Raw genomic sequence first — 25,124 nt, forward strand, 5'->3', positions numbered from 1 at the left:
TAAGCAAAATGCCTAGAAATTCATGGATGGTGATTTAACGCGCACTGTTATCCGGAATCGCTTCCCATGTTCTGGTATTGTCTGTTCAAACAAGCTTGAATCCGGATGCTGGCATCGGATTGGCGGTTTGATGCAATGCTGCTTGCATGGCGTCATCGGCGGTTTCCAGTAAAACAAACTGCATCGCCATGCGCGTTGCTTCCGGAACATCCCGCAGATCTTTCTGGTTACGTGCAGGCAACAACACGGTTTGAATACCGGCGCGCTGTGCCGCGAGTATTTTTTCCTTGATGCCGCCGACCGGCAATACCAAGCCGCGCAAACTGATTTCACCGGTCATGGCGACATCGTGTCGCACCGGCCGGTTGGTGAAAAGCGAAGCGAGCGCGATGAACATTGCCACACCCGCGCTCGGTCCGTCTTTGGGAATCGCGCCGGCCGGAACGTGCATGTGCACATCGATGCCGTCAAACAGCGCTAACGGAATGTTGAGATCGCTGGCGCGCGCTTTGACCAGCGTGAGCGCGGCTTGCGCGCTTTCTTTCATCACATCGCCGAGCTGCCCGGTCAGAATCAGTCTTCCGCTGCCATTGATGCGCGTGGCTTCGATGAACAGAATATCGCCGCCCACCGGTGTCCAGGCCAGACCGGTGGCGACACCGGGTAAGTCGGTATGCAGCGCGAGTTCGTGTTCAAATTTTTCCGCGCCCAGGATCGCATCCAAATCGCTCACGCCGATTCGCACTTGCTGTTGCTTGCCTTCCGCAATGCGCAGTGCCACGTTCCGCATGACCCGGCCGATTTCCCGCTCGAACTGGCGCACACCGGCTTCACGGGTGTAGTTGGCCACAATGCTTTGCAGCGCTTCGGGCGTCAGCGTGCATTGATCCTCGCGCAGGCCATTCGCTTCACTTTGCCGCTGCACTAGATAACGCAGGGCGATTTGCAGTTTCTCTTCCTGCGTGTAACCGGGGAGATCGATAATTTCGATGCGGTCGCGCACCGGCGGCGGCACGTTGTCGATCACATTCGCGGTGGCGATGAAAATCACCCGGCTTAAGTCGAACGGCACACCGAGATAATTATCGCGAAACGTCGAGTTCTGCTCCGGATCGAGGATTTCCAGCAGGGCGGCGGAGGGGTCGCCTTGCATGCTGGCGGACATTTTGTCGATCTCGTCGAGCATCATGACACAATTACGCGCGCCCGCCTTGCGTAGCCCTTGCACGATGTTGCCCGGCATCGCGCCGACGTAAGTGCGGCGGTGGCCGCGCATTTCGGCTTCGTCATGCACACCGCCCAATGAGACGCGCACAAACGAACGCTGCAACGCGCGTGCGATGCTTTGGCCCAACGATGTTTTGCCGACACCGGGTGGTCCGACAAAACACAGAATCGGCGCCCGGCCGTGCGGTTTCAGTTTCTGTACCGCGAGGAATTCGATGATGCGCTGTTTGATTCGCTCCAGCCCGAAATGATCCGCTTCCAGAATCTGCCGCGCGCTATTCAGGTCGATCGGCGCCTCCTCGGGCAGCCGCCACGGCAATTCGGTCATCCATTCCAGGTAAGTATGCAGCATCGAGAATTCACTCGATGCGCCCGGCATGCGCTGCAAGCGGTGCAATTCTTTGCGTGTTTGTGTTTCGATATCGCCCGGCATGCCGGCTTTGGTGATGGCTTCGTCCAGTTGCGTGATTTCTTGATCGTTGTCGCCGTCTTCGCCGAGTTCTTTTTGAATCGCTTTCAACTGTTCGCGCAGCAGATATTTGCGCTCGCGATCTTCCATTTGCTCTTTGGTGCGCTCGCCGATTTCCTGCGACAAGCGCAGAACTTCGATGCGGCGCGACAGAATGTGCAGCACTTTTTGCAGCCGCTCCTCGGTATCGATGGTTTCGAGCAGCATTTGTTTTTCGCTCACTTCGGCATCGAGCAGACTTGCGGTAATGTCGGCCAGATCGGAAGGCGCGCGCGTGGCTTGCAAAGCGTGCGCAAGTTCCGCTGGTACGCCGGGCAATAACGATAAAATTTCAATGGCGCGTTCGCGCAATTGCAGTGCCAGTGCTTCGGTTTGTGTGGTGATGGGCGCCGATTCCTCAATGCGCTTTATGCGTGCGGCGATGAACGGGTATCCTTCGACCAGTTCTTCGATGTGGAAACGCGCCACGCCCTGGCATACGACGTGATGTGTTTTGTCGTCGGATGTCATATGCCGCATGATATTGGCGATTGTCCCGGTGCCACACAGTGCTTCCAATCCCGGATTGTCGACAGCGGCGTCTTTTTGCAGCACGATGCCGATCGGCGTTTTGGATTGCAGCGCGTGCTCAATGGTGGCGATGGATCGCATCCGGCCGACCGTGATGGGCATCAGTACATGCGGAAATAACACCACGTTGCGCATCGGTACCAATGCAATGACATCGGCAGGCAACTCGAATGGGTTTGTGGCGAGTGGTTCCATAGCGGCTCATCCTTCAGAATGTAAGGCGGTTTTAATATTCTCTTGGAATATTTGAGCGCTTAACCAGGAATTCAAGTGAGATCCGCTGGCCTTGTGTAAGGTAACCGGCTTTGTTGTGCCGGTTACCGGTAGAACTAGAACATCACGGGCGATGCCGCGTTTCTTTCTTTTGCTCGTAGCGCACTAATTTGGCGAGATCGAGCAACTCTTCCGATAATAATTGCAGCGCATCGTCCAGCGTCAGGATACCGGTCAATTCCCCCGATTCATCGACGACTGGCAAACGCCGGATGGTTTTGCGGCGCATGAATTCGATGGCTTCAGACGATGGGGTATTTTCCTTAATGGTAAATACTTCCGCTGCCATAATGTCGCCAACGGTGATGACGGCTGCGTCCAATTCCGTTGCCACAACTTCCACCACCAGATCGCGATCTGTCACAACGCCGGCCGGAATCTGGCGGCCGTCACGCTTCTCGACCACGATGACCGCACCGACATGAAACTGGCGCATCAGTTTGGCAGCTTCCACAATGGTTGCATCCCGTTGGATAACAATGACTTCACGATTGCAAATTTCGCCGACAGACATTTGATTTCTCCTTTCTGGTTGTTATGGAAAGACGGGCAAATTCACGGTTCAACGTGACCAATGCACGCGCAACAGGTTTTCCGCTGCGTTATAGTGAAACTCCAGCTCACCCTGGTACGCATCGTGGATGGCTTCACCGATACCGCGCGCGAGATGAATGTCGGTGGTGGTGATCAGCACTTCGTGATCTTTTATCTCCATGGCCATGATCCGTTTCAGCGGGTGCTCGGTTTTTTCCTGTTTCTCAACGTGCTGCATCAAATGCATGATTTCATCCCGGTGTGCGTGGAAGAAATCACCGTGCAAGGTCAGGAATCCAGCCGGGTATTGATCCTGAATGCGTTGGCAGGCCGGACAGTTATGCTCATGCGCATTGACCGGTGCAGCAAGCCATTGCCACCGGCCTTTGTGAAATACAGCGCTGCAAAGCGGACAAACGGTGGGTTCGGGGAGCTTGCTTTTGATTTGATAGGCGTCGTGAATTTTTTCCTGGAAAACACCGTCGTGCCGTGTGATTTGATGGAAGCCAGGGTGTGCGTTTTTTGTGCTCATGATAAATCCCTCCTTCTGCTGCAACTGTTTCAGTTTGAATGAGAAGTCATTTTTTATCCTTTCACGGTCAACCGTGCGTCCGTGAAAGATTGAACATCCGTTTCATCTTGCGCGCTTTGATAATTTTGTCAAGCGTTTCCGTCATGGGATCCGCTGGCATTTTTTCGCCGCGTTATTTGCGGGCGTGATCCTCCAGTTGACGCTTGGCGGCGTCGAAGGCATCGCGCACTGCGACGTAGACATCTTCATTGGCCACACGATTGACCACGATTTCGCTGCCGGGTACCGTCATGTCGATGTGCACGTCAAACATCCGGCCCTGATGGTGGTGTTTGTGCGGGAGCTCGACGACGATCCGGCAGCTCGTGATGTGCGGATAAAACTTTTCCAGCTTTTCCGCTTTTTCGCGGATATGACTTTCAAGCGCTTCGGAGTGGGGGATATCGCGCGTGGTGATTTGCAGTGTGACTTCCATGAAATTTTCCTCCTACTGAATTGAGTTAAACGTTTCCGGTAACAACTATCCTTTGATACATACTTTGGGGCGCAGAAAAGCGACTCTGCGCGCCAGTCCCGCTTGTTCCGTGACCTCGGCCACCTGATCGACATCCTTGTAAGCGCCTGGCGCTTCTTCCGCCGCGCCGCGCATCGAACGGGTGCGGATCAGGATGCCTTGCCGCTCGAGATCATTGATCAAGGTCCGGCCATCCCATTGTTTCAATGCTTGGTTGCGGCTCATGGCGCGGCCCGCGCCGTGGCTGCATGAGGCAAAAGCCCGATTGGTGCTGACGCCTGCGAGAATGTAAGAACCGGTACCCATGCTGCCGCCGATGATGACCGGTTGCCCCACGTCGCGGTATCGGGTCGGCAGTTTGGGATGTCCGGGTGCGAAAGCGCGCGTGGCGCCTTTGCGGTGCACATGCAGCCAGCGGGTTTTGCCGTCCACTTCGTGCTGTTCTTCCTTGCAGGTGTTATGCGAGATATCGAACAGCGTTTCCAGTGAGGCCTGAGGATACACGTCGGCAAAGGTGTCGCGCGTCAAGTGCGTCAGGATTTGCCGGTTGGCTAAAGCGCAATTGATCGCGGCATTCATCGCGCCGAGATATTGCTGGCCTTCCGGCGATTTGACCGGAGCGCAGGCCAATTCCCGGTCGGGCAGGTGGATGCCGAGACGGCTGGCCGCCTTAGCCAGCATCACCAGGTAATCGGTGCCGATCTGATGGCCGAGTCCGCGCGAACCGCAGTGGATGGAAATCACCAGTTGGCCTTCGCGCAGACCGAAAGCCTGCGCCGTCACGTTGTCGTAAATGCGTTCCACAACCTGAACTTCCAGATAATGATTGCCGGAACCCAATGTGCCCATTTCGCCGCGCTGGCGTTTTTTGGCCAGCTCGGATACGTTACCCGGCACCGCGCCGGAGACACAGCCGTTTTCTTCTACATAGTCCAGATCCGCGGCATCGCCGTAGCCCTGTTTTACAGCCCATTGCGCGCCGCCCAGCAACACTTGATCGAGTTGTTTTGGGTTGAGATTGATGTGACCTTCCTCGCCGACGCCTGCCGGGATCGTAGCGAACAACCGGTTGGCCAGTTGATTGAAGTAGGGCGCCGCATCGCGCACATCGAGATTGCTGCGCAGGCAGCGGATGCCGCAGGAAATATCGAAACCGACACCGCCAGCTGAGATGATGCCACTTTGTTCGGCATCGAATGCCGCCACGCCGCCGATGGGGAAGCCGTAACCCCAATGCGCATCCGGCATGGTCATTGCTGCGCCAACCAGTCCGGGCAGTGCGGCGACATGGGCGATTTGTTCTAACACTTTGTCGTCCATGCTTTCGAGCAACGGCGCGCTGCCGTACAGCAGGACTTCCGCGCGTTTATCGCCGGATGCCTGAGGCAGCGTCCAAAGATAAGTGTGCAGCTGTTGTAATTGTTGTAGATTCATACATCCACCACGCAACGGGACTCCCAAACCGGGCCAATTGGTTTTACCGCGAGCATGGTCAGCGTTGCACCTTTGACTTCCACGCCGCGTTCCAAGCCGTCGCGCCATTTTTCCCCGGCGGCTTTGGCGTGCCAATGATCATTCTGGTGCTGGATGTGAAAATGACTGAACACCATACCGAGTTCCCGCGCCTTTCCTAAAATGAGATTAAGCCAGACCACCAGCGCCAGTTCAAGGTCGGCTTCTTCAAATTCCAGGGCGACTACGATCACGGGTTGCACTGCTTCAATATTGGTAATAATCGCAAAAACGGCATGCGCCGCTGCTTCAAACGATTGCTCGATTGTCAGGCCGCAGCCGATAATCCCGATGTCGGCATCGTGTTCAAAATACGATGAGCTCACTTTTTAATCACTTTATAAAAATGTAGTTTTATTGTAGTATTTTTGCCGGAAGAAATGTATCAATCTGAACGATCGTTGCGATTGATCAAATCGGAACACACTGCACAATAGCGATAAGGAGCACAGCATGATTTTCGCCGACCGCATGGCAGCAGCCGGAAAGCTGGCGGATGCATTGTCCGGATATCGCGATAAAAATCCGCTGATACTCGCTATCCCGCGTGGCGCGGTGCCGATGGCCAAGGCGATTGCGCAGCGGCTGAACGGTGAACTGGATGTGGTGCTGGTGCGTAAGCTCCGCGCTCCCGGTAATCCGGAGTATGCCATCGGTTCCGTCGACGAAAGCGGTTGGGTTTATTTGACGGAATATGCCGCACGGGCCGGTGCGGATCAAGCGTACATCGATCAGGAAGTATCGGCGCAATTGGAAACCATCCGGCAGCGGCGCGCGCACTATACGCCCGGGCGCGCACCGATAGATCCTGCAGGGCGCATCGTGATTGTGGTTGATGACGGACTGGCTACCGGTTCGACCATGATTGCGGCACTGCATGCCTTGCGTAACCAGAAAACGGCGGAATTGATCTGTGCCGTACCGGTGGCGCCACCGGAAACACTGAAGAAATTGCAGGGCAAAGCGGATCGCATTGTCTGTTTGTCAGCACCCGATGATTTTTATGCCGTCGGGCAGTTTTATACGGACTTTCCGCAAGTGAGCGATGACGAAGTGATTGCGTGTCTTGCCGCCGCGCCACGGCAGATTGTGGGGTAATCGCGCATGCTGTTGGCAGGAACATATTCGCCAGCACTTGAAATTGTATGAATCGCCATTACTTCTGATTGACGAGCGGAATGGCGGAAATATTCACCCGGTGCGGATTGAAAGCTTTGTTGCCTGAGAATTGACATAAGAGTGAACCTTAAGCCCGATTCTTAATCGAATGGTTCATTGGTTACGGCTTCCTACTTTATTTTTGATGACCTATGTACCTCGATAAAATTTACGTATTACAAACGGGTGTAAGTCTTAAGGTTTCTACCATGGCGTTGCAGGAATTGATTGCCAAAGCCATCAACACAAGAAAATTTCCCGAACTTCAGAGCATTCGCAGTACCACGGACTTATACGCTTATCTGTCGGTAGTTGTGTGCGCTGGCGCTGAAGATTTGATCAAAAGGCGGCAACGGTGGATTAATCATAAAACAAAAGCGGATTTGATCGCCGGTCAACCGGTTCCATTCAATACCTTCTGCAATCTCTTCTGGCGTAATCTGGACGAGGATGACCCGGATGGCGATGAATGGCAACAACTGATTGCCAGTGACGAATTTTATTCACAACTGACCATTCTATTGCATAAATTGCGTATTGCCGAGCGTAACTTGCAGCAATATAACGGTAGCGGAATGCTTGATTTCAATCTCGGCTCGGCTTGAGCCAGTGTGACCGGAACAATCAGAAGACCACGCTGTTTTGGTGTCATGAAGAACAATCCCGCTACTTGAGCGGGATTGTTTTAAGTAAGGGCATATCTTACTTACATCAGTTTTACTTTTTGCGGCGGATGGCCGTACCGAGTAATCCCAATCCGATCAGCAACATCGCATAGGTTTCAGGTTCTGGAACTGGTGAAACGTACCAAGCGGAATCCGGTGTATAGGATGTAGCTTGAACGTGCAGCGCTAACTGGCCATCAATCGGTAAAGGATCGGATCCCAAACCACTCACATGCCAGGTTACTGATTCATTGGCTGTCAGTCTGTCTGATGACCCGCCATCACCGAAATCGTAACGGAAATTAAAACTTCCACCTGGGCCGCCGCCACTAGCTGGATTGACCACAGTCACGCCTCCACCTAAATCGGTTGAGCTGGATGTGGGTTCTGTGCCTACCACTGCCATTGAGCCTATGAATGAATCGGTACCAAAGATTGCATTTAAATCTAAAGTGGTCAGTGTAAATGTCCAGTTTCCTCCGCCATCATCAGTAGCACTCAGATCGGCAAAGTGAACATTCGCAGGGCCGCCACCGGATAGTAACTGGCCAAATGAATAGGTATTTGCTTGAACACCGCTTCCGAAGACGAGAGTACCCGTTGCAATAATCGCTATTGCTAGTTTTTTTAGTATCATGTCTTGCTCCTTTTTATATTGCAGATTTGTGGTATTAACTCTCCTGAGTTCAGAACTTTCATAATGAAAACATTCATTAGTCATTCCAAACTTAGGCACTTTTGATTATGTGCTTAGGAAAGTCTTATTGATATAAGGATTATGCTTATTTTTCAGAAAAAATAACGAGTAATCTTTGTAGGATAAATGGAATTCTTCTGCCGTTATGGCGTTTGGAAGTATGCTTGAGGCAGCGCGTTCGAGAGGTTTGAGCATGAGTGCGATGTGAATCGATTCAGCGTTGCGGTAATTTCCGGGAGAATTCGTTTCGATCGCAAATTTATACCGTCATTTCAGACCAATAACTATTCGACAGTAAACGCTTGGCCATTATTTCCTGGTTAGCGGTGATTTCGCCGAGTCCCATGAAGTGTTGCCGGTTATATAAGCGTATGACTTTTCCGGCCGGTATAGCGTCGCTATCCGGTTGATATTCCACGGTGCGGCCTTGTTGCAGCAGTAATGCCGGCTGATCGTCCAGCGTGACTGCCGGGTATGCCTGCAATAAACAATCGGCCGGCAGTAAACATGCATCTCTCTCGATAGCGCTCATTTCCTCCAGCGCCGGTAGCGTGTGCGCTTGAGATACCGGGAAACGATCGATAGCGGTACGGCGCAAACTCAGCAGGTACGCGCCGCCGCTTCCCAGCGCCTTGCCGATATCTTCCGCCAGTGTCCGGATGTAAGTACCGGTGCCGCATTGAATAGTCAATTGCAATTCATTGTGCAGTAATGACTGGATTTGTATTCCGTGAATGATGACTTCACGCGCCTGCCGTTCAATGTTTTCGCCGTTTCTGGCATAGGCATACAGCGGTTTTCCTTGATGTTTCAGTGCGCTGTACATGGGTGGGGTCTGCATGATGGGGCCTATAAAACCCTGTATGACGTGTTCGCATTCGGAGAAAGCCGGGTTAGGGGCGGTTGCGGCCACTTGACTGATTTCGCCTTCCGCATCGCCCGTGGTGCTCATAAAACCCAGTTTCAAGGTTGTTTCGTAGGTTTTATTGGCGCCCAGCAGCACCGATGAGAATTTGGTGGCTTCGCCAAAACAGACTGGAAGCAACCCGGTCGCCATGGGATCCAGTGTGCCGGTATGTCCGCATTTGGTTGCGGAGAAAAGATGCTTGGCGATCTGGATGGCTTTGTTGGATGAAATATTGAGCGGTTTATCCAATAACAGGACACCGCTGATATTGCGTTTTGCTGGCTTAGTCAAATGAGTGCGGAGGTTTTGTCAGTGTGGTGGTCAGCCGGTTTGCTCCGGATCCGGATCGAGATGGTGTGTTGCCTTATCTTGCGCGATGGCGTCGTCGATTAATTTGGATAGACGCACGCCGCGTTCGACCGATGCATCAAAAACAAAGTGGAGTTGCGGTGTGATTCTTAATTTCATCCGATGGGCGAGATGGGTACGCAAAAAACCCTTGGCATGTTCCAAACCTTTTTCCACCAGCACATTTTCTTCTGTATTGCATAACGTGGTGTAAAAGACTTTGGCATTACTATAATCGCGAGTCACTTCGACGGCCGTGATCGTGATTAGCCGTACACGGGGATCTTTGATTTCATTTTGTACCAAATCCGCTAATTCCCGCTGTATTTGGTCGGCAACGCGCAGGGTACGGGAAAAATCTCTGGGCATATCGGCTATCGCGAATCAGAATACTGATTACAGAGACCGTGCGGTCTCGACAATTTCATAAATTTCCAGTTGGTCGCCGACCTGAATATCATTGAAATTTTTTAGCGATAAACCGCATTCAAACCCTTCCCGGACTTCCTTGGCATCATCTTTGAAGCGTTTCAGCGAATCGAGTTCGCAGCTGTGGATTACCAGACCATCGCGTAACACTCTGACGAGTGAGCTTCTTTTAACGATGCCATCGAGCACATAACATCCGGCAACCACACCCACTTTAGGAATGCGATAAATTTCACGGATATCGACGAGACCGATGATGCTTTCCTTGCGATCAGGCGACATCATGCCGGAAAGTGCCGCTTTAATTTCATCAACCGCTTCGTAAATAATATTGTAGTAACGCACATCGACGCCACTGGAGCCGATCAATTTGCGCGCGCTTGCATCCGCGCGGACATTAAAGCCAATAATGACGGCTTTGGATGCCAATGACAGGTTGACATCGGACTCGATAATCGCGCCCACGCCACTGTGGATGATATTGACCTTGACTTCGTCCGTTGAAATTTTTTGCAGCGCGTAAGCCAAGGCTTCGCAAGAACCTTGCACATCGGCTTTGATGATCAAGGATAGGATTTTGACATCTTCTTGCTGGTCAAAAACATTCTCAAGTTTTGCGGCCTGCTGCTTGGCGAGTTTCACATCACGGTATTTACCTTGCCGGAACAGTGCGATTTCCCGTGCTTTCCGCTCGTCATCGAGTACCAGCACCGTTTCACCGGCTTCTGGCACCTCGGATAATCCTTGAATTTCAACCGGAATGGATGTTCCCGCCTGTTTAATCGCTTTACCATTTTCGTCGTTCATGCCGCGCACTTTGCCAAAAACCGCGCCAGCCAATATCACATCGCCGCGATTCAGCGTTCCGGATTGCACCAGAATGGTTGCGACCGGGCCGCGGCCTTTATCCAGCCGTGATTCGATCACAACGCCTTTTGCAGCGGTTTTGACCGGAGCTTTCAGTTCTAGCACTTCGGCTTGCAGCAATATGCTTTCCAGCAGGCTATCAATGCCTTGACCTGTTTTGGCCGATACCTCGACGAACATGGTATCGCCGCCCCAATCTTCCGGGACTACTTCGTGCGTAACCAGTTCGTGCCGGATCCGTTCGGGATTGGCTTCGGGTTTGTCGATTTTATTGACGGCTACAATGATGGGGATCTTGGCTGCTTTGGCATGGTGAACGGCTTCGATGGTTTGCGGCATAACGCCATCGTCCGCAGCGACGACGAGAATAACGATATCCGTGATCTTGGTGCCGCGTGCACGCATGGCCGTAAAGGCTTCATGTCCCGGAGTATCGAGAAAGGTGATCATGCCGTGATCGGTTTCTACATGATAAGCGCCGATGTGCTGGGTGATTCCGCCCGCTTCACCACCGGCGACACGGGTGCGGCGGATATAGTCCAATAAAGAAGTTTTACCGTGATCGACGTGCCCCATGACCGTGACCACGGGCGCCCGTGGAAACAATTCAGCTTCACCGGTGGAGGATTCGTGATCGGCAAGAAAATTCTCGGGATTATCAATCTCGGCATATTTGGCGATATGGCCCATTTCTTCGACGACAATCATGGCCGTATCCTGATCCAGCATTTGATTGATGGTCACCATGCTGCCCATCTTCATCAATACTTTGATGACGTCGGCGGCTTTTACCGACATTTTTTGTGCAAGAGCGCCTACAGAAATGGTTTCGGGAACCATGATTTCGCGCACGATCGGTTCTGTCGGTGCGGAAAAGGCGTGCATATTCTGCTCTTCGGCATGCGCCGGTTTGCTATGTTTATCTCTGCGTGTGCGCCAGCCTTGTTGACCGTTGGTGAGATCGCCGCGGGTTTTGACACCGCGTTTTTTAGTGGTTTCATCTTTCCAGACCACTTGCTGCTTGGCTTGTTTCTTCTTTTTCTCGACTTTTTCTTCCGGTTTTACCGCCGGTTTGTGCAGCGTTCCGTCGGTCGAAGCGGCCTGAGTGCCATCTGCAGATTGTTCGGTCTCGGTTTTCTTGGCGATGGTTGACGGACTGCTGATTTCTGCTTCTGCGGGTGTTGCCGGTCCCGGTTTGATTGCTGTTTGGGCTGCTTCAGTCTCAGTGGCTTTTTCCGGTTCTGTTAAGGTTTTATTGCCAGACTCGGCTTTCTTGCGCTCTCTTTTCTGTTTAATCTCTTCAGCCTGACGCGCCATCAATTCCGCTTGCTTGCGCGCTTCTTCGTTGCGCAGAGCCAGTTGTTCCGCATCGATGATGGAGACAGGTTCTTTGCTCGGCGGACTGACGGCCTCAATGGGCTTAGCGGCCTCTGGGGGAGTTTCAACTTCGTCCGGCATGCCCGGTTTTGTCAGTACGCGTCTTTTTCTGACTTCCACTTGAATCGTCCGTGCCCTGCCTGTGCTGTCAGATTTACGTATTTCGGAAGTTTGGCGGCGTGTTAACGTGACTTTGCTGCGGGTCTCAGTGGTGCCATGAGTTTTTCTTAGATAATCAAGTAACTGCGCTTTATCTTGCTCGGTTAAACTGTCTTCCGCCAGCGTTTTTTTTACGCCGGCAGCTTTAAGTTGTTCCAGCAGGACTGCCGGTAACAAACCCAGTTCATTAGCAAATTGTTCCACACTCATTTGAGCCATTTATAACCCTTCAACAAACAAAACGACAAGCAGGCTTCCGAAATAAACAACAACCCGGTTAATTTATTACTAACCGGGTGTTTAAATCAAGTAAACCATGGTTCACGTGCTTTGATAATTAATTGATTTGCACGTTCAATATCAATACCGGTCATCTCAACCAGATCATCGGCAGCCAGATCGGCTAAATCGGCTTGTGTATTAATACCTTTTGCCGCCAGCTCGCGCACGATATCAATATCCATACCTTCTATGGCAAGCAAATCTTCCGCGACATGCTCAACTTTTTCTTCATTTGCGATGGCATCCGTGAGCAGCACGTTACGCGCACGATTGCGGATCTCGGTGACGGTTTCTTCATCCAACGATTCGATTTCCAGCATCTCATTCAATGGCACGTAAGCTACTTCTTCCAGCGTAACAAAGCCTTCCTGCACAAGAATTTCCGCGATTTCTTCGTCGACATCGAGTTTCTGCATGAAGAGCTGGCAGATTTGCGATGATTCTTGCTCATGTTTGGCTTGGGATTCTTCCACCGTCATGATGTTAAGTTCCCAGCCGGTCAACTCGGAAGCTAAGCGCACATTCTGTCCGCCGCGGCCGATGGCCTGCGCCAGATTATCATCATCGACCACGATGTCCATGCTGTGCTTTTCTTCATCGACCATGATGCTGCTAATTTCCGCGGGCGCCAGTGCATTGATGATAAAAGTCGCGGGATCGTCCGACCACAGCACGATATCAACGCGTTCGCCAGCCAGTTCACTGATGACCGCTTGAACTCTGGAGCCGCGCATGCCGACGCAAGTACCGATCGGGTCGACACGCTGATCGTTCGATTTGACGGCAATCTTGGCGCGTGATCCGGGATCACGGGCGGCCGCTTTGATTTCCAGCAGACCTTCTTCAATCTCCGGCACTTCCAATTCAAACAATTTCATCAGAAATTCAGGGGAGTTACGCGAGAGCTTTAATTGCGGCCCTCTGGCAGCGCGATCCACTTTATGCAGATAAGCCCGGACCCGGTCACCGACACGCAAGTTTTCCTTCGGTATCATCTGGTCGCGAGGGAGCTCCGCTTCGATCTTTCCGGACTCGATAATGGCATTGCCACGCTCCATGCGTTTAATCGTGCCGGTAATTAAGTAATCTCCGCGTTCCAGGAAATCATTCAATGTTTGCTCACGTTCGGCGTCGCGTATTTTCTGGAAAATAACTTGTTTTGCGGCTTGTGCGCCGATACGCCCAAACTCAATGGGTTCTAGCGGTTTTTCCAGAAAACTGCCAATCTGAATGTCCGCATCGGTTTCTGCTGCATCACTCAAGGAGATCTGGCGCGCAGGATCTTCCACGGCGCCATCCTCAACAACCAGCCAGCGGCGGAAGGATTGGTGATCTCCTGTGGTTCTGTCAATAGAAACCCGAGTCTCGATATCCTCTTGAAATCGTTTTTTCGTAGCGGATGCCAATGCGAGCTCCAGCGCAGTGAAAACAATCTCTTTTTCCACCGCTTTCTCGCGTGCCAATGCATCAACCAACAGTAAAATTTCGCGGCTCATAGTCCTCCAGCCAAATCTATATACCTACAATTTTGGAACCAAACGCGCTTTTCCAAGGTTACTCAATTCAAGATCAAACAATTTTCCTTCGCTTTCCAGTTTTATTATGCCATTATTTATTTCCCGCAAAACTCCCACAAAATTCCGTTGCCCCTGAATCGGGATACGCAGCTTTAGTTTGACCGTTTCTCCTTTGAAACGGATAAAATCCGCTTCTTTCCGCAACGGCCTGTCTAATCCGGGCGATGACACTTCCAAGCGGCCATAATCGATGTTTTCAACTGCAAACAACCGGCTGAGATGATTGCTGATTGCTACACAATCATCAATGTTAATACCGCCCTCTTTATCGACAAATATTCTTAATAATTTGTTGTGTGCTAGCCGTTCCACTTCAACCAACTCGTAGCCCATTCCTTGCAGAGTCGATTCTAATAATTCCTCTAATACCATAGCCTCACCACAAATAAAAAATGGGCTGAAAAAGCCCATCGAATTTATTGATTTTATTTTAACAAATATTTGTGAAATAGGAAACATAAACTTTCGCCAAGGGTAATATTTGCAGCGATTTTCAGTGCCTTACCGGTATTCTCCGGATAGCCTGTTTAATGCTGTTTTTGGGGCGGAGTTTTTAACCTGTCCCAAATTAAGAGGTATAAGGTGTTTGGAGCCAATGATACAATTCCGTCTCAGTGTATTGAACGAATGAATACCGGAGATAGTGCATGTCGACGATTGAATCAGTTTTAAATGAAACCCGTATTTTTCCGCCCTCTGATGAATTTTCTAGCCAGGCCAATGTATCCAGTTTTCAAGCCTATCAAGCTTTGTGTGCGGAAGCCGAGCAGGATTACCAGCATTTCTGGGCCAAACGGGCGGAAGAGCGGATTCTTTGGCACAAGCCTTTCACACAAGTACTGGATGATCGTAATGCGCCGTTTTACAAATGGTTCGCCGATGGTGAGTTAAACGTTTCATATAACTGCCTTGACCGGCATCTGGCTACCCAGGCGGATAAGGTCGCCATTATTTTTGAGTCCGACGACGGCGAGGTGATACGGTCGACCTACCGTGATCTCCATCAACGGGTTTGCCAGCTCGCCAATGCATTGAAAGCACGCGATATCAAGAAAGGTGACCGGGTTGTCATTTACATGCCGATGCGCATTGAAGCGGTGGTTGCCATGCAAGCCTGCGCCCGTATCGGCGCGATTCACTCCGTAGTATTCGGCGGTTTTTCCGCCAAAAGTTTGCACGAGCGCATTCACGATGCCGGTGCAGTAGCAGTCATTACCGCCGACGAGCAAGTGCGCGGCGGTAAGCATCACCCGCTTAAGGCGACCGTTGACGAAGCCATGCGCATGAATGACATAACATCGGTGCAATTGATTGTAGTGTATCAACGCACCGGCGGAGATATTCCGTTTAATCCGCCGCGCGATGTCTGGTGGCATGAGATTACCCAGAATGCCGGTAGCGAATGCGAACCGGAATGGGTTGATGCCGAGCATCCTTTGTTTACGCTGTATACCTCCGGATCGACCGGTAAGCCCAAGGGTGTGCAGCATTCCAGCGCGGGCTATTTGCTGGGCGCTATCGTTAGCATGCAATGGATTTTTGACTATAAACCGACGGATATTTTTTGGTGTACCGCCGATGTCGGCTGGATCACCGGTCATAGCTATGTCACGTACGGGCCGCTGGCCATGGGCGCGACGCAAGTGATTTTCGAAGGAATTCCCACCTATCCGCACGCCGGACGTTTTTGGGAAATCATCCAGAAGCATAAAGTGACAACCTTTTATACCGCGCCCACGGCCATCCGCTCGCTGATCAAATTGGGCGGTGATCTGCCTGCGCAATACGATCTTTCGTCGTTGCGGTTATTGGGTTCAGTCGGGGAGCCGATCAATCCAGAAGCCTGGATATGGTTTTATGAAAAAGTAGGGCGGTCGCGTTGTCCCATTGTCGATACCTGGTGGCAGACGGAAACCGGCTGTCATATGATCGCACCCACACCGGGTGCGGTCGCACTTAAGCCCGGTTCCTGCACGTTTCCGTTGCCGGGAATTTTCGCGGCGATTGTCGATGAAGCCGGTCACGAGGTCGAAAACGGTAAGGGCGGTTTTCTGGTGATTAAAAAACCTTTTCCTTCGCAAATCCGCACACTGTGGGGTGATCCGGAGCGTTTCAAAAAGGCCTATTTTCCTGAAGATACCGGTCATGGGAAATATTATCTGGCGGGCGATTCCGCTTACCGCGATAAGGATGGCTATTTCTGGATCATGGGGCGTATCGATGATGTGTTGAACGTTTCCGGGCATCGCTTGGGCACGATGGAAATTGAATCGGCTTTGGTCGCCCATCCTTTGGTGGCGGAAGCGGCGGTGGTTGGCAAGCCGCATGAAATCAAAGGCGAAGCGGTGATTGCGTTTGTCGTATTGAAAGGCAAATATCCGCACGGCGAAGAAGTGGCACGGATTACGGATACTTTGCGTGACTGGGTGGCGAAGGAGATCGGCCCGATTGCCAAGCCCGACGAGATCCGTTTCGGAGAAAATCTGCCCAAGACCCGATCGGGAAAAATCATGCGCCGGTTATTGCGCACGCTCGCCAAAGGCGAGGAAATCACGCAGGATATTTCCACGCTGGAAAACCCCGCGATTCTTGAACAATTGAAATATCCGTCCAAATAATATCCAACATTATCCTTTAAAGTTTGAGAAAAAACGGAACACTATGTCATTACCGCTAGTTATAGATTATGAACATGGCATCAGTGCCATTGATGCACAGTTTCACCGCCCCAAACGCGCGGCGATTCACTTGATTGTCGAAAAAGGCGCGGCCGCGCTGGTGGATACCGGCACCTCGTTTTCCATTCCCGGTGTCGTCGCGTCGTTCGAACACAAGAACATCGCCGTTGAAGATGTCGCTTATGTGATATTGACGCATATCCATCTCGATCATGCCGGTGGCGCGAGCGAGTGTATGCGGCTTTTTCCCAATGCCAAACTGGTTGTGCATCCGCGCGGCGCGAGTCATATGGCGAATCCGGCTCGGCTGGTCGCCGGTGCCATGGGGGTTTATGGTGAGGCTGAATTCAAACGCGTGTACGGGGAGATCTATCCGATCGACGCCGCCCGGATTATTGAAGCACCGGATGAATGCCGCATCGATCTGAACGGCCGTTCATTACTGTTTCTCGATACGCCGGGACATGCGCGCCACCATAATTGCATCTTCGATGAGCGTAGCCAGTCTTTTTTCACCGGCGATACATTCGGTGTTTCGTACCGGGAATTCGACGTCAATGGTTTGGAATTTGTTTTTCCGACCACTTCGCCAGTGCAATTCGATCCTGCCGCAGCGCACGCTTCGATTGATCGCATTATGCGCTATCAGCCACGCCATGCTTATCTGACCCACTATAGCCAGATCGGCAATCTTTCGCGCCATGCGCAATCTCTGCATGAGTTACTCGATGCGCATGTCGACATTGCACAACGCGCAAAAAATGATGAAGACCGCCAGGCGGTGATTTCAAAAGCTTTACGGGAAATATTGCTGCAACGGCTAGCACAGCAGGGTTGCCGGTTGCCGCTGGATGCGATTGATGAGCTTCTGCGCTCGGACATCCGTCTGAATGCACAAGGATTGATTCATTGGCTCGATCAACCGGCGGAGCGTTTCAAGCAGCTCTGATTGTGAAAAGACCGGTCTTGCCAGCCAAATAAAAATGGGGTTAAGGCGGAGAGCCTTAACCCCATTTTTGGAGAGTGAGAGTCTTACGCGGTAACTTTTTTGCTCGAATAGTGGGTTTTGGTTTTGGTCGAACTTGCTGCCATGGCGATGACCAAATAGTTTACGTACAGAATCGTACCCAGGATGATGTCGGAGATAACCCACTCGGTTGCTGATTCCGGTAAATCAAACATCGACAAAACACCAAAAAATGTGCCGCTGATGACCAATGCCGAAATAATAAAAATATGACCTGTTTTCATGAGAATTTCCTTTTTTGAAATGTATTGAAGTTGTTTGAAAAAAGCGTTTACGGCAATTGGATAGAAATATTCACAAAAAGTTCACACTAATTTCACATTTACTTCACATATGCTGGCTTTCTATCTGAAAGATAAGGAAATTATTTTTAAAAAATATAAAAATCCAGTAAAAAATGCACTTCACCAAATTAAGCTAAAATGATCCCTATTAAATATTTCGGGAGATTTAGTGAATGAATACGCTGTTTTCACCGCTCAAACTGGGCGCGCTGACGGTACCGAACCGCATTTTCATGGCGCCGCTAACGCGCTGTCGTGCTGGGGATGAGCATCTTCCGAATGCGCTGATGGCGGAGTATTACGCGCAACGGGCAAGCGCCGGTTTGATCATTGCCGAAGCGACGATGGTGATCGAGGGCAACTCGGCATTTTGGAAGGAGCCGGGCATTCATTCCGTGCAGCAGATTACCGGCTGGCGGCTGGTGACCGATGCGGTGCACGCCGCCGGCGGCAGAATTTTTCTGCAACTCTGGCATGGTGGCAGAGCCTGCCATCCATTGCTCAATCGCGGCGCGCAGCCGGTTGCGCCGAGTGCCATTGCCATCGCCGATGAAGTGCGCACGCCGGAAGGGAAAAAGCCGTATGCTGTGCCGCGCGAATTGCGTGATGACGAATTGCCCGGCATTGTTGCTGGATTCAAACAAGCTGCGCAGAATGCCAAAAGTGCAGGTTTTGACGGCATTGAGATTCATGGTGCGAATGGTTATCTATTGGATGAGTTTTTGCGCGATGGATCGAACAAGCGTGGCGGTCCTTACGGCGGATCGGTTGAAAATCGCGCGCGGTTGACCTTGGGAGTGCTCGAAGCGGTTAGCGCGGTATGGGGCAGCGAACGGGTCGGACTGCGTATTTCGCCGCTGAGCAGTTACAACAGCATGATCGACAGCGATCCGGCCGGGCTATCCGCCTGGCTCGCTAACCGCCTCAACGATTATCACCTGGCGTATTTACATGTGATACGGGGCGATGTCTATCAGCAGCAAAGCGGTGATGTGATGACGCCGATCCGCCAGTACTATAAAGGTGTGCTGATCGGTAATATGGGTTACAGCGGCGATGAAGCAAGTAAAGATATCGCCGCCGGAAAAGTCGATGCTGTGGCTTTTGGCACCAGCTTTCTGGCAAATCCCGACTTACCGGCGCGGATCAAAACCGGCGCAGCGCTCAATCCGCCCAATCCGGCTACGTTTTATACGTGGGACGCACAAGGCTATACCGATTACCCGGCATTAACCACTTCGTGAGTACATAAAATGCGACTGCTATCCCTTATTTTTCTCTGCGTTGTCCTCAGCGGATGCTTGTCGGTTCCGCAGAATGTTGCGCCGGTTGACGGCTTTGAGCTCAATAAATATCTGGGAAAATGGTACGAAATCGCCCGGCTCGACCATTCTTTTGAGCGCGGACTCGACAACGTGACGGCGGAATATTCCCTGCGCGACGATGGCGGCGTCAGAGTCATCAACAAGGGTTTCTCAACGGCAGAGAACAAGTGGAAAGAAGCCGAAGGCAAAGCGTATTTCGTCAGTGATCCGCAGGAAGGCTATCTGAAAGTTTCCTTCTTCGGCCCATTTTATGGCGCTTACATCGTGTTTGAACTGGACAAAGAAGACTATCAATACACCTTTGTCACCAGCTACGACAAATCGTACTTGTGGCTGCTGGCAAGAACACCCACAGTGAGCGATGAAGTGCTGAACCGTTTTATACAAAAAGCTGGCGAGCTCGGTTTTGCGACGGACAAACTGATTTTTCCAAAACAGGACTAACTCAAATTTGCGATGTGGATTGAATTCATGCGATGCAACAATTTCTGATTACACTTGGAATCCTATTGCTGGTGCTCGGCCTACTATGGCCCTGGCTATCGCAGCTGCCGCTCGGCCGCCTGCCCGGCGATATCCACATCGAACGCGAGAATTTCAGCTTTCATTTTCCGCTGATGACAGGGTTAGTCATTTCTGTTGTGCTGACACTGATTATGTGGTGGTTGCGGAAGTGAAATTGATTTGAACTACCTCATTACTACTCCTCTACTCTTGTTGTGAATGGTGCAAAGATCTTTACTGATTGCATTTTCAATCACACTTCAGAAGTTTCCTGGGAGAGATGCGTTTATGCCCCATTGGTAAAGCTGTTGCCCGAGAATACTTCGAGAAAGCGCTCTGTTGTGTGGTACTTAATCGCAACGGCGCTTGTGAAATCGTTTCTCGCCGCATAGGCCGCAGCTTGATCCCTAATGAATTTGAACCCTTGAATGTCATTTGGAAACTCTGGGGCATCCCATTTTGAATACGGTTTATTGACCTCTCCAATGAGTGCAGATGAATACCAGTCTAGGAGTTTTATGAAGGGGTTCAGCAGTAGCACCCCATCATCTCTCTTTGACCATACTCTTTCGCTCGCAAGCACATCAATGATTCCCGGTTTCTGAGCTTCGTACGGGTGCCATGCTGATGGAAGTATTGTAATGCCTATCCACTTTTCGCGTTGCTCAGCTTTGTAAGCCTCTATCAGTGCTTTACCAAAATACACTTGATGGCGACCTGTGGCATCAAACTTGACTTCGAATTCTCCGAAAGAAATCGCACCTCTAGCAGGAATTCCTTCTGCCAACAGCGCAGATAAGATCATTCCACCGATAGCGTATACGTCGAGAAATGCCCAATTTCCGTAACCCTTAGGTTCTTGGTAGAAGATAAATGTGTCGGAGAAGTAAATCGTCTTGAAAAGTCCATTGAGCTTTTCCCAACGGCTGAAGGTTTTTAAAGCGTTGTCAATGATTGCGTAGATTTCTTCAGTCCTCTTGGTTTCAACAAGCTGGCTAAAGCCGAGAATATCTAAGAACAAGAGGTAGCGGCCCTGGTCGAGTGAGATGTGTTGATTCATGATTTTAGTTTTTAATATAAAAAGCCTTTTTAAAATCCGTACTTCTTTTATTTATCACCGGACTGCACCATCCACCCCCTTCGTCAATTGATGAATTATCTTTCCATCTCTATGTTGCAACGTCACCTGCAACGGCATTTTTCCCAGTGCATGCGTGGCGCAGGAGAGACATGGATCGTACGCGCGCACGGCGACTTCGAGGTGGTTCAGCAGCGCTTCGGTGATTTCCTGGCCATCGAGATACTGGTTGGCGACGACGCGCACCGATTCGTTCATCGCCTGGTTGTTGCTGGTGGTCGAGACGATCAAATTGGCTTGGGTGACCAGACCTTCCTCGTTGACTTGATAATGATGGAATAACGTGCCGCGCGGGGCTTCGATGACGCCGATGCCTTGCGGCTGGCGTTCGCTTTTATCCGCCATCAGGTCTGTGCTGGTGATGCCGGTATCGTGCAGCAATGCGTGAATCGATTCGGCGCAGTGCAGCAGTTCGATCATGCGTGCCCAGTGGTATGCCAGCGTGTCGTGTACCGCGCCGCCGTTGCCGTAGGCTCTAAAGCGCAAGCGCGCCGCTTCGGCCAGCGGCGTTGAGATGCGGTCGCAATTGTTGATGCGCGCGAGCGGGCCGACGCGGTACCAGCCTTGTCCGGTTCCCAATGCGGAAAAATACGGGAACTTCAGGTAACTCCACGAACGCACTTCCTCTTTGATGATTTGTTGATAGTTGCAGTAATCGAGCTGATCGAAAATCGAGCTGCCGTCGGCGGCATTTGCGCGCAAACCACCGTGGTAGAACTCCAGTTCGCCGTTGCTGCCGGTCATGCTGAGATAGTGGCTGCGCAGTGTGCCGAAATCGCGGTGTTCCGGGTGCGCGGTATGGATTTGCTCGTTCAGCGTCAGCGCTTCCTGGCTCCATTGCAGAATATCATCGATATCGGCGAGCAGCGCATCGCGTTCGGACAGGGTCAGTGCTTTGTTCATGCCGCCGGGTACGGTGCCGGTGCCGTGAATGCGTTTGCCGGTGATCGCTTCGATGATTTGCTGGCCGTATTTGCGCAATTTGACGCCTTTCATTGCAATTTCCGGATATTGCGCCAGCACTCCGGCAATATTACGCTGGCGCGGATCGCTGCCGAAGCCGAACAGAAAATCGGGTGACGACAGGTGGAAAAAATGCAATGCGTGCGATTGCAGCATCTGGCCGAAATGTAGCAAACGGCGCAGTTTGGTCGCCGCCGGTGTGAGTTGCCGCACCCCGGCGATTTGATCCACCGCTTTCCCTGCCGCCAGTTGGTGGCTGACCGGGCAAATGCCGCACAGCCGCTGCACGAAGAACGGTACTTCCCAGTACGGACGGCCCTGGATGAATTTCTCGAAGCCGCGGAATTCGACGATATGGAAACGCGCTTCGACGATGTGGTTGTGATCGTCGATCAGCAAAGTGATTTTGCCGTGTCCTTCGACGCGTGTGACCGGGTCGATAGCGATGCGGCGGGTGGCGGGTGACGAGGCGGGTTTGTCCGGTTCCATAGCGCTTAATCGTAATGTAGCTGGGATGTTGCGATCACCGGTTTTTGTCCGGCCAGTAACGGTTGCAGCAGTTGCAGGAAAGCATCTGCGGATGGCGGGCAGCCAGGCAGAAAGTAGTCGATGGGCACGATTTCGCTGACCGGATACACCTTGTCGAGCAGCAGCGGCAGTTCAATGTCATTGGGGATCTGCGGGTTGGTGATGCCGGTACCCGTGAGATACGCTTCCTGCAAACAATCCTGCAAATCGAAATAATTGCGCATCGCGGGCACGCCGCCGTTGATCGCACAAGCGCCGACCGCCACCAGAATTTTGCAGCTGGCGCGGAATTCGCGCAGCACGTGCACATTTTCCGCATTGCACACGCCGCCTTCGATCAAGCCGATATCGCACGGGCCGCAGTGCTTGATGTCGGTGAACGGCGAACGATCCAATTCAACCTGTTCGAGCAAACTGGCGAGGCGTTCGTCCATATCCAAAAAAGACATGTGACAACCAAAGCAACCGGCCAGCGACGTGGTGGCGATTTTGAGTTTGCGTTTGATCGTGTGTTCAGTTGTCATTTTTCATCGGATTCCTTGACCGATAGTTCTTACACAGCGGATGCATGGCGTTTTTGTTTTACCAGTCAATAAATGCCGGTCGAATACGGTTATTTACATGAATAATATAATGAATTGCCGCTGCAGAAATCCCTTGATCTGGATTACGATATAAGAGTATAACGTAACTGAACTGACTGACGGGAATCAGTCTCGTTTCGGTCGTAAAGCCGATGACTATGACTGTAATCTTATCAATACAAAGAAAAAACATTCGCATATCCCAAGGAGAACTTTCCAATGAAAAAATATTTACCTGCAAAAACAATTGCAGCACTTGCACTGATGGCCGGATCGCAGTTTGCGCTTGCAAACACGACCGTAACCCTTGGCGATCAGGATTTTGCCGACGGCGCGACAATGAACATCGTTCCTTTTACGACTGCCGGAGCCGGAGAACCCGCGCCATTTGGTTTATTTATTGGCGGGGATACCAGTTCAAACTTCTCAGCCAGTTGGACATTTTCCTACGGCGCAATCGCGGATACTATCCTTAGTGGCAGCTTGATACTCGGAATTTATGATCACGAATCCGCTGCTACCGGAAATCAAGTAGCGTCCTTTACCGTCAATGGGGTGGATCTGACCAGCGCGCTCAATACGCTGTTCGAATCGCACGGCGGCGCTAGCCGTGAGGATAATGTGTACACGCTGACGTTGCCGTCGTCGACCTTCGCCGGACTGGCCTCGGGTACCGTTAATGTTGCGTTATCCCTGACAGGTCGGGGATTGGGCTTATTCGGTGAGACAGACTTTAACGGCGCCGGGCTGGATTTCTCCACGCTGGATATCGCCACCGCCGTTCCGGAACCGCTGACAAGCACGCTGCTGCTGCTCGGGGTTCCGGCGGTATTGGCTGCGGCGCGGCGTAAGATAGTCTGATACGGTTGATTTTGTTACCGAAGTGCTTTCAGGAGCGAGGAGAAAATAATGCCCGATCCCTATTTAGGTGAAATCAAGACTTTTGCTGGCAATTTTGCCCCCGTCGGCTGGGCTCTATGCCAGGGACAGTTGCTTTCAATCGCGGAGAACGATGCGCTGTTTTCACTCATCGGAACGACCTACGGCGGTGACGGCGTATCGACTTTCGCTTTGCCGAGTCTTGCCAGCCGTATCCCGCTGCATCAAGGTACCGGGCCTGGTCTCAGTCCCAAGGTGACCGGTGAGCTGGGCGGCAGTGAAACAGTCACTTTGACTGCCGGGCAATTGGCCGCTCACAACCATACAGTGGTCTGTTCCAATACCACCGGCAATAGCGCGAGCCCCATCAACAGCTATTGGTCGACCGATCCCGGCAGCAATACCGGAGCCTATAGCACGGCCAGCAGCAGCACCATGGCCGCTACGGCGATCGGCAATACCGGCGGAGGGCAACCGCATAACAATGTGCAGCCTTATTTGGTCATCAACTACATCATCGCGCTTGAAGGTATTTATCCTTCCAGAGATTAGGATGACAGCAATCCGGATAACTGTTGAAAAAAGGAGATCTTTGCATGAGTGATCCGTATATTGGAGAAATCCGCTCGTTTGGATTTAATTTCGCGCCGGTGGGCTGGGCGCAATGTAATGGGCAATTGTTGCCCATTGCCAGCAATACGGCATTATTTTCGATTCTTGGTACAACCTATGGCGGCGATGGTAAATCGACCTTCGCGCTGCCTAACTTCCAAGGCAATGTCGTCATGGGCGCGGGGCAGGGAAGCGGTCTTTCTAAACGAGTATTGGGTGAATCCGGCGGTACGGCGACGGAAACGTTGACAATCCAGCAGATTCCGTCGCATAGCCACCCGGCCAACGCGCAAGCCGGAAACGGCAACAAACCCGCTCCCGCAGGAAATTTCTGGGCGCAGGATCTGGGCGGCAGCAAGGAATATGGCGATAGCGGACCGGCGCAGATGGCGGCTGGAACAATCACTGCTACCGGGGGCGGGCAAGCGCACGATAATCTGCAACCGTATCTGGTGCTGAACTTCTGCATTGCGTTGCGAGGCGTATTTCCGCCCAGAAGTTGAAG

Annotated in this window: 26 protein-coding genes; 10 read left to right on the forward strand and 16 right to left on the reverse strand. The window is 51.8% G+C overall.

Going from position 1 to position 25,124, the window contains the following annotated elements; genetic code table 11:
• Nucleotides 1–85: 85 nt before the first annotated feature.
• From lon to R2083_RS04760, 6 genes are all read right to left on the reverse strand, one after another.
• Complete coding sequence (lon, locus tag R2083_RS04735; protein ID WP_317537710.1) at nucleotides 86–2,461, reverse strand: endopeptidase La; 2,376 nt, start codon at nucleotides 2,459–2,461, stop codon at nucleotides 86–88.
• Nucleotides 2,462–2,603: 142 nt separating this feature from the next.
• The gene (locus tag R2083_RS04740; protein WP_317530315.1) at nucleotides 2,604–3,053 is read right to left on the reverse strand and encodes a CBS domain-containing protein; all 450 of its coding nucleotides are present in this window, start codon (nucleotides 3,051–3,053) and stop codon (nucleotides 2,604–2,606) included.
• Between the two features lie 48 nt (nucleotides 3,054–3,101).
• Nucleotides 3,102–3,605: a BCAM0308 family protein gene (locus tag R2083_RS04745; protein ID WP_317530316.1), complete on the reverse strand. Its 504-nt coding sequence runs from the start codon at nucleotides 3,603–3,605 to the stop codon at nucleotides 3,102–3,104.
• Between the two features lie 172 nt (nucleotides 3,606–3,777).
• On the reverse strand, nucleotides 3,778–4,080 hold the full coding sequence (gene hpf / locus R2083_RS04750; protein WP_108698224.1) for a ribosome hibernation-promoting factor, HPF/YfiA family: 303 nt from the start codon (nucleotides 4,078–4,080) through the stop codon (nucleotides 3,778–3,780).
• A 45-nt stretch (nucleotides 4,081–4,125) separates the two neighbouring features.
• Nucleotides 4,126–5,553 carry an RtcB family protein gene (locus tag R2083_RS04755; RefSeq protein ID WP_317537711.1) on the reverse strand — a complete coding sequence of 476 codons (1,428 nt, stop codon included), beginning with the start codon at nucleotides 5,551–5,553 and terminating at the stop codon, nucleotides 4,126–4,128.
• Nucleotides 5,550–5,957: an archease gene (locus R2083_RS04760; RefSeq protein ID WP_317537712.1), complete on the reverse strand. Its 408-nt coding sequence runs from the start codon at nucleotides 5,955–5,957 to the stop codon at nucleotides 5,550–5,552. The genes R2083_RS04755 and R2083_RS04760 overlap by 4 nt, the downstream gene beginning before the upstream one ends.
• Nucleotides 5,958–6,084: 127 nt before the next feature.
• Between R2083_RS04760 and R2083_RS04765 the strand changes: the two genes are divergently transcribed.
• A complete protein-coding gene (locus R2083_RS04765; RefSeq protein ID WP_317537713.1) occupies nucleotides 6,085–6,729 on the forward strand; it encodes a phosphoribosyltransferase in 645 nt (214 codons plus the stop codon).
• Nucleotides 6,730–6,941: 212 nt separating this feature from the next.
• Entirely contained in the window at nucleotides 6,942–7,394 is a 453-nt protein-coding gene (locus R2083_RS04770; RefSeq protein ID WP_317537714.1) for a hypothetical protein, read from the forward strand.
• A 112-nt stretch (nucleotides 7,395–7,506) separates the two neighbouring features.
• Here R2083_RS04770 and R2083_RS04775 read toward each other — a convergent pair whose 3' ends face one another.
• The 6 genes from R2083_RS04775 to rimP all read right to left on the reverse strand — a co-directional run bounded on the left by R2083_RS04775 (nucleotide 7,507) and on the right by rimP (nucleotide 14,469).
• Nucleotides 7,507–8,091 (reverse strand): PEP-CTERM sorting domain-containing protein, encoded by a 585-nt coding sequence (locus tag R2083_RS04775; RefSeq protein WP_317537715.1) that lies wholly within the window; start codon nucleotides 8,089–8,091, stop codon nucleotides 7,507–7,509.
• A gap of 319 nt (nucleotides 8,092–8,410) precedes the next feature.
• A complete protein-coding gene (gene truB, locus R2083_RS04780; protein ID WP_317537716.1) occupies nucleotides 8,411–9,349 on the reverse strand; it encodes a tRNA pseudouridine(55) synthase TruB in 939 nt (312 codons plus the stop codon).
• A 30-nt stretch (nucleotides 9,350–9,379) separates the two neighbouring features.
• Nucleotides 9,380–9,775: a 30S ribosome-binding factor RbfA gene (gene rbfA / locus R2083_RS04785; protein WP_317537717.1), complete on the reverse strand. Its 396-nt coding sequence runs from the start codon at nucleotides 9,773–9,775 to the stop codon at nucleotides 9,380–9,382.
• A gap of 27 nt (nucleotides 9,776–9,802) precedes the next feature.
• Entirely contained in the window at nucleotides 9,803–12,457 is a 2,655-nt protein-coding gene (gene infB / locus R2083_RS04790) for a translation initiation factor IF-2 (RefSeq protein ID WP_317537718.1), read from the reverse strand.
• 86 nt (nucleotides 12,458–12,543) lie between these two features.
• Entirely contained in the window at nucleotides 12,544–14,016 is a 1,473-nt protein-coding gene (nusA, locus tag R2083_RS04795; protein WP_317537719.1) for a transcription termination factor NusA, read from the reverse strand.
• A gap of 24 nt (nucleotides 14,017–14,040) precedes the next feature.
• Nucleotides 14,041–14,469 (reverse strand): ribosome maturation factor RimP, encoded by a 429-nt coding sequence (rimP, locus tag R2083_RS04800; RefSeq protein ID WP_132426344.1) that lies wholly within the window; start codon nucleotides 14,467–14,469, stop codon nucleotides 14,041–14,043.
• Nucleotides 14,470–14,744: 275 nt separating this feature from the next.
• Here rimP and acs point away from each other — a divergent pair, with 275 nt between their 5' ends.
• Both acs and R2083_RS04810 read left to right on the forward strand, forming a co-directional pair.
• Nucleotides 14,745–16,715, forward strand: coding sequence for an acetate--CoA ligase (acs, locus tag R2083_RS04805; RefSeq protein ID WP_317537720.1), 1,971 nt, complete (start codon nucleotides 14,745–14,747; stop codon nucleotides 16,713–16,715).
• 43 nt (nucleotides 16,716–16,758) lie between these two features.
• Nucleotides 16,759–17,724, forward strand: a complete 966-nt coding sequence (locus R2083_RS04810) for an MBL fold metallo-hydrolase (protein WP_317537721.1) — start codon at nucleotides 16,759–16,761, stop codon at nucleotides 17,722–17,724.
• Nucleotides 17,725–17,807: 83 nt separating this feature from the next.
• On the opposite strand, the gene R2083_RS04815 is transcribed toward R2083_RS04810, so the two are convergent.
• The gene (locus R2083_RS04815) at nucleotides 17,808–18,026 is read right to left on the reverse strand and encodes a C4-dicarboxylate ABC transporter (RefSeq protein WP_317537722.1); all 219 of its coding nucleotides are present in this window, start codon (nucleotides 18,024–18,026) and stop codon (nucleotides 17,808–17,810) included.
• 233 nt (nucleotides 18,027–18,259) lie between these two features.
• Here R2083_RS04815 and R2083_RS04820 point away from each other — a divergent pair, with 233 nt between their 5' ends.
• Genes R2083_RS04820 through R2083_RS04830 form a run of 3 tightly spaced genes read left to right on the forward strand, consistent with a single transcriptional unit; the run spans nucleotide 18,260 to nucleotide 20,088 of the window.
• Nucleotides 18,260–19,330, forward strand: coding sequence for an alkene reductase (locus R2083_RS04820; protein ID WP_317537723.1), 1,071 nt, complete (start codon nucleotides 18,260–18,262; stop codon nucleotides 19,328–19,330).
• A 9-nt stretch (nucleotides 19,331–19,339) separates the two neighbouring features.
• A complete protein-coding gene (locus R2083_RS04825; protein WP_317537724.1) occupies nucleotides 19,340–19,855 on the forward strand; it encodes a lipocalin family protein in 516 nt (171 codons plus the stop codon).
• 32 nt (nucleotides 19,856–19,887) lie between these two features.
• Nucleotides 19,888–20,088, forward strand: a complete 201-nt coding sequence (locus tag R2083_RS04830; RefSeq protein ID WP_317537725.1) for a DUF2905 domain-containing protein — start codon at nucleotides 19,888–19,890, stop codon at nucleotides 20,086–20,088.
• Nucleotides 20,089–20,201: 113 nt separating this feature from the next.
• Here the strand turns inward: R2083_RS04830 and R2083_RS04835 are convergent, their stop codons facing one another.
• The 3 genes from R2083_RS04835 to R2083_RS04845 are packed head-to-tail and all read right to left on the reverse strand — an operon-like array spanning nucleotide 20,202 to nucleotide 23,068.
• Nucleotides 20,202–20,975, reverse strand: a complete 774-nt coding sequence (locus R2083_RS04835; protein WP_317537726.1) for a hypothetical protein — start codon at nucleotides 20,973–20,975, stop codon at nucleotides 20,202–20,204.
• Between the two features lie 54 nt (nucleotides 20,976–21,029).
• The gene (locus R2083_RS04840) at nucleotides 21,030–22,505 is read right to left on the reverse strand and encodes a Ni/Fe hydrogenase subunit alpha (protein ID WP_317537727.1); all 1,476 of its coding nucleotides are present in this window, start codon (nucleotides 22,503–22,505) and stop codon (nucleotides 21,030–21,032) included.
• A gap of 5 nt (nucleotides 22,506–22,510) precedes the next feature.
• Nucleotides 22,511–23,068, reverse strand: a complete 558-nt coding sequence (locus R2083_RS04845) for an NADP oxidoreductase (protein WP_317530334.1) — start codon at nucleotides 23,066–23,068, stop codon at nucleotides 22,511–22,513.
• Between the two features lie 279 nt (nucleotides 23,069–23,347).
• Here R2083_RS04845 and R2083_RS04850 point away from each other — a divergent pair, with 279 nt between their 5' ends.
• Genes R2083_RS04850 through R2083_RS04860 form a run of 3 tightly spaced genes read left to right on the forward strand, consistent with a single transcriptional unit; the run spans nucleotide 23,348 to nucleotide 25,122 of the window.
• On the forward strand, nucleotides 23,348–23,989 hold the full coding sequence (locus R2083_RS04850; protein ID WP_317537728.1) for a hypothetical protein: 642 nt from the start codon (nucleotides 23,348–23,350) through the stop codon (nucleotides 23,987–23,989).
• Nucleotides 23,990–24,037: 48 nt separating this feature from the next.
• Nucleotides 24,038–24,559, forward strand: a complete 522-nt coding sequence (locus R2083_RS04855; protein ID WP_317537729.1) for a phage tail protein — start codon at nucleotides 24,038–24,040, stop codon at nucleotides 24,557–24,559.
• Nucleotides 24,560–24,603: 44 nt separating this feature from the next.
• Nucleotides 24,604–25,122, forward strand: coding sequence for a phage tail protein (locus tag R2083_RS04860; protein WP_317537730.1), 519 nt, complete (start codon nucleotides 24,604–24,606; stop codon nucleotides 25,120–25,122).
• The last annotated feature ends 2 nt before the right edge of the window (nucleotides 25,123–25,124 follow it).

This window comes from Nitrosomonas sp. Is35, assembly GCF_033063295.1.
Classification (GTDB): Bacteria; Pseudomonadota; Gammaproteobacteria; order Burkholderiales; family Nitrosomonadaceae; genus Nitrosomonas.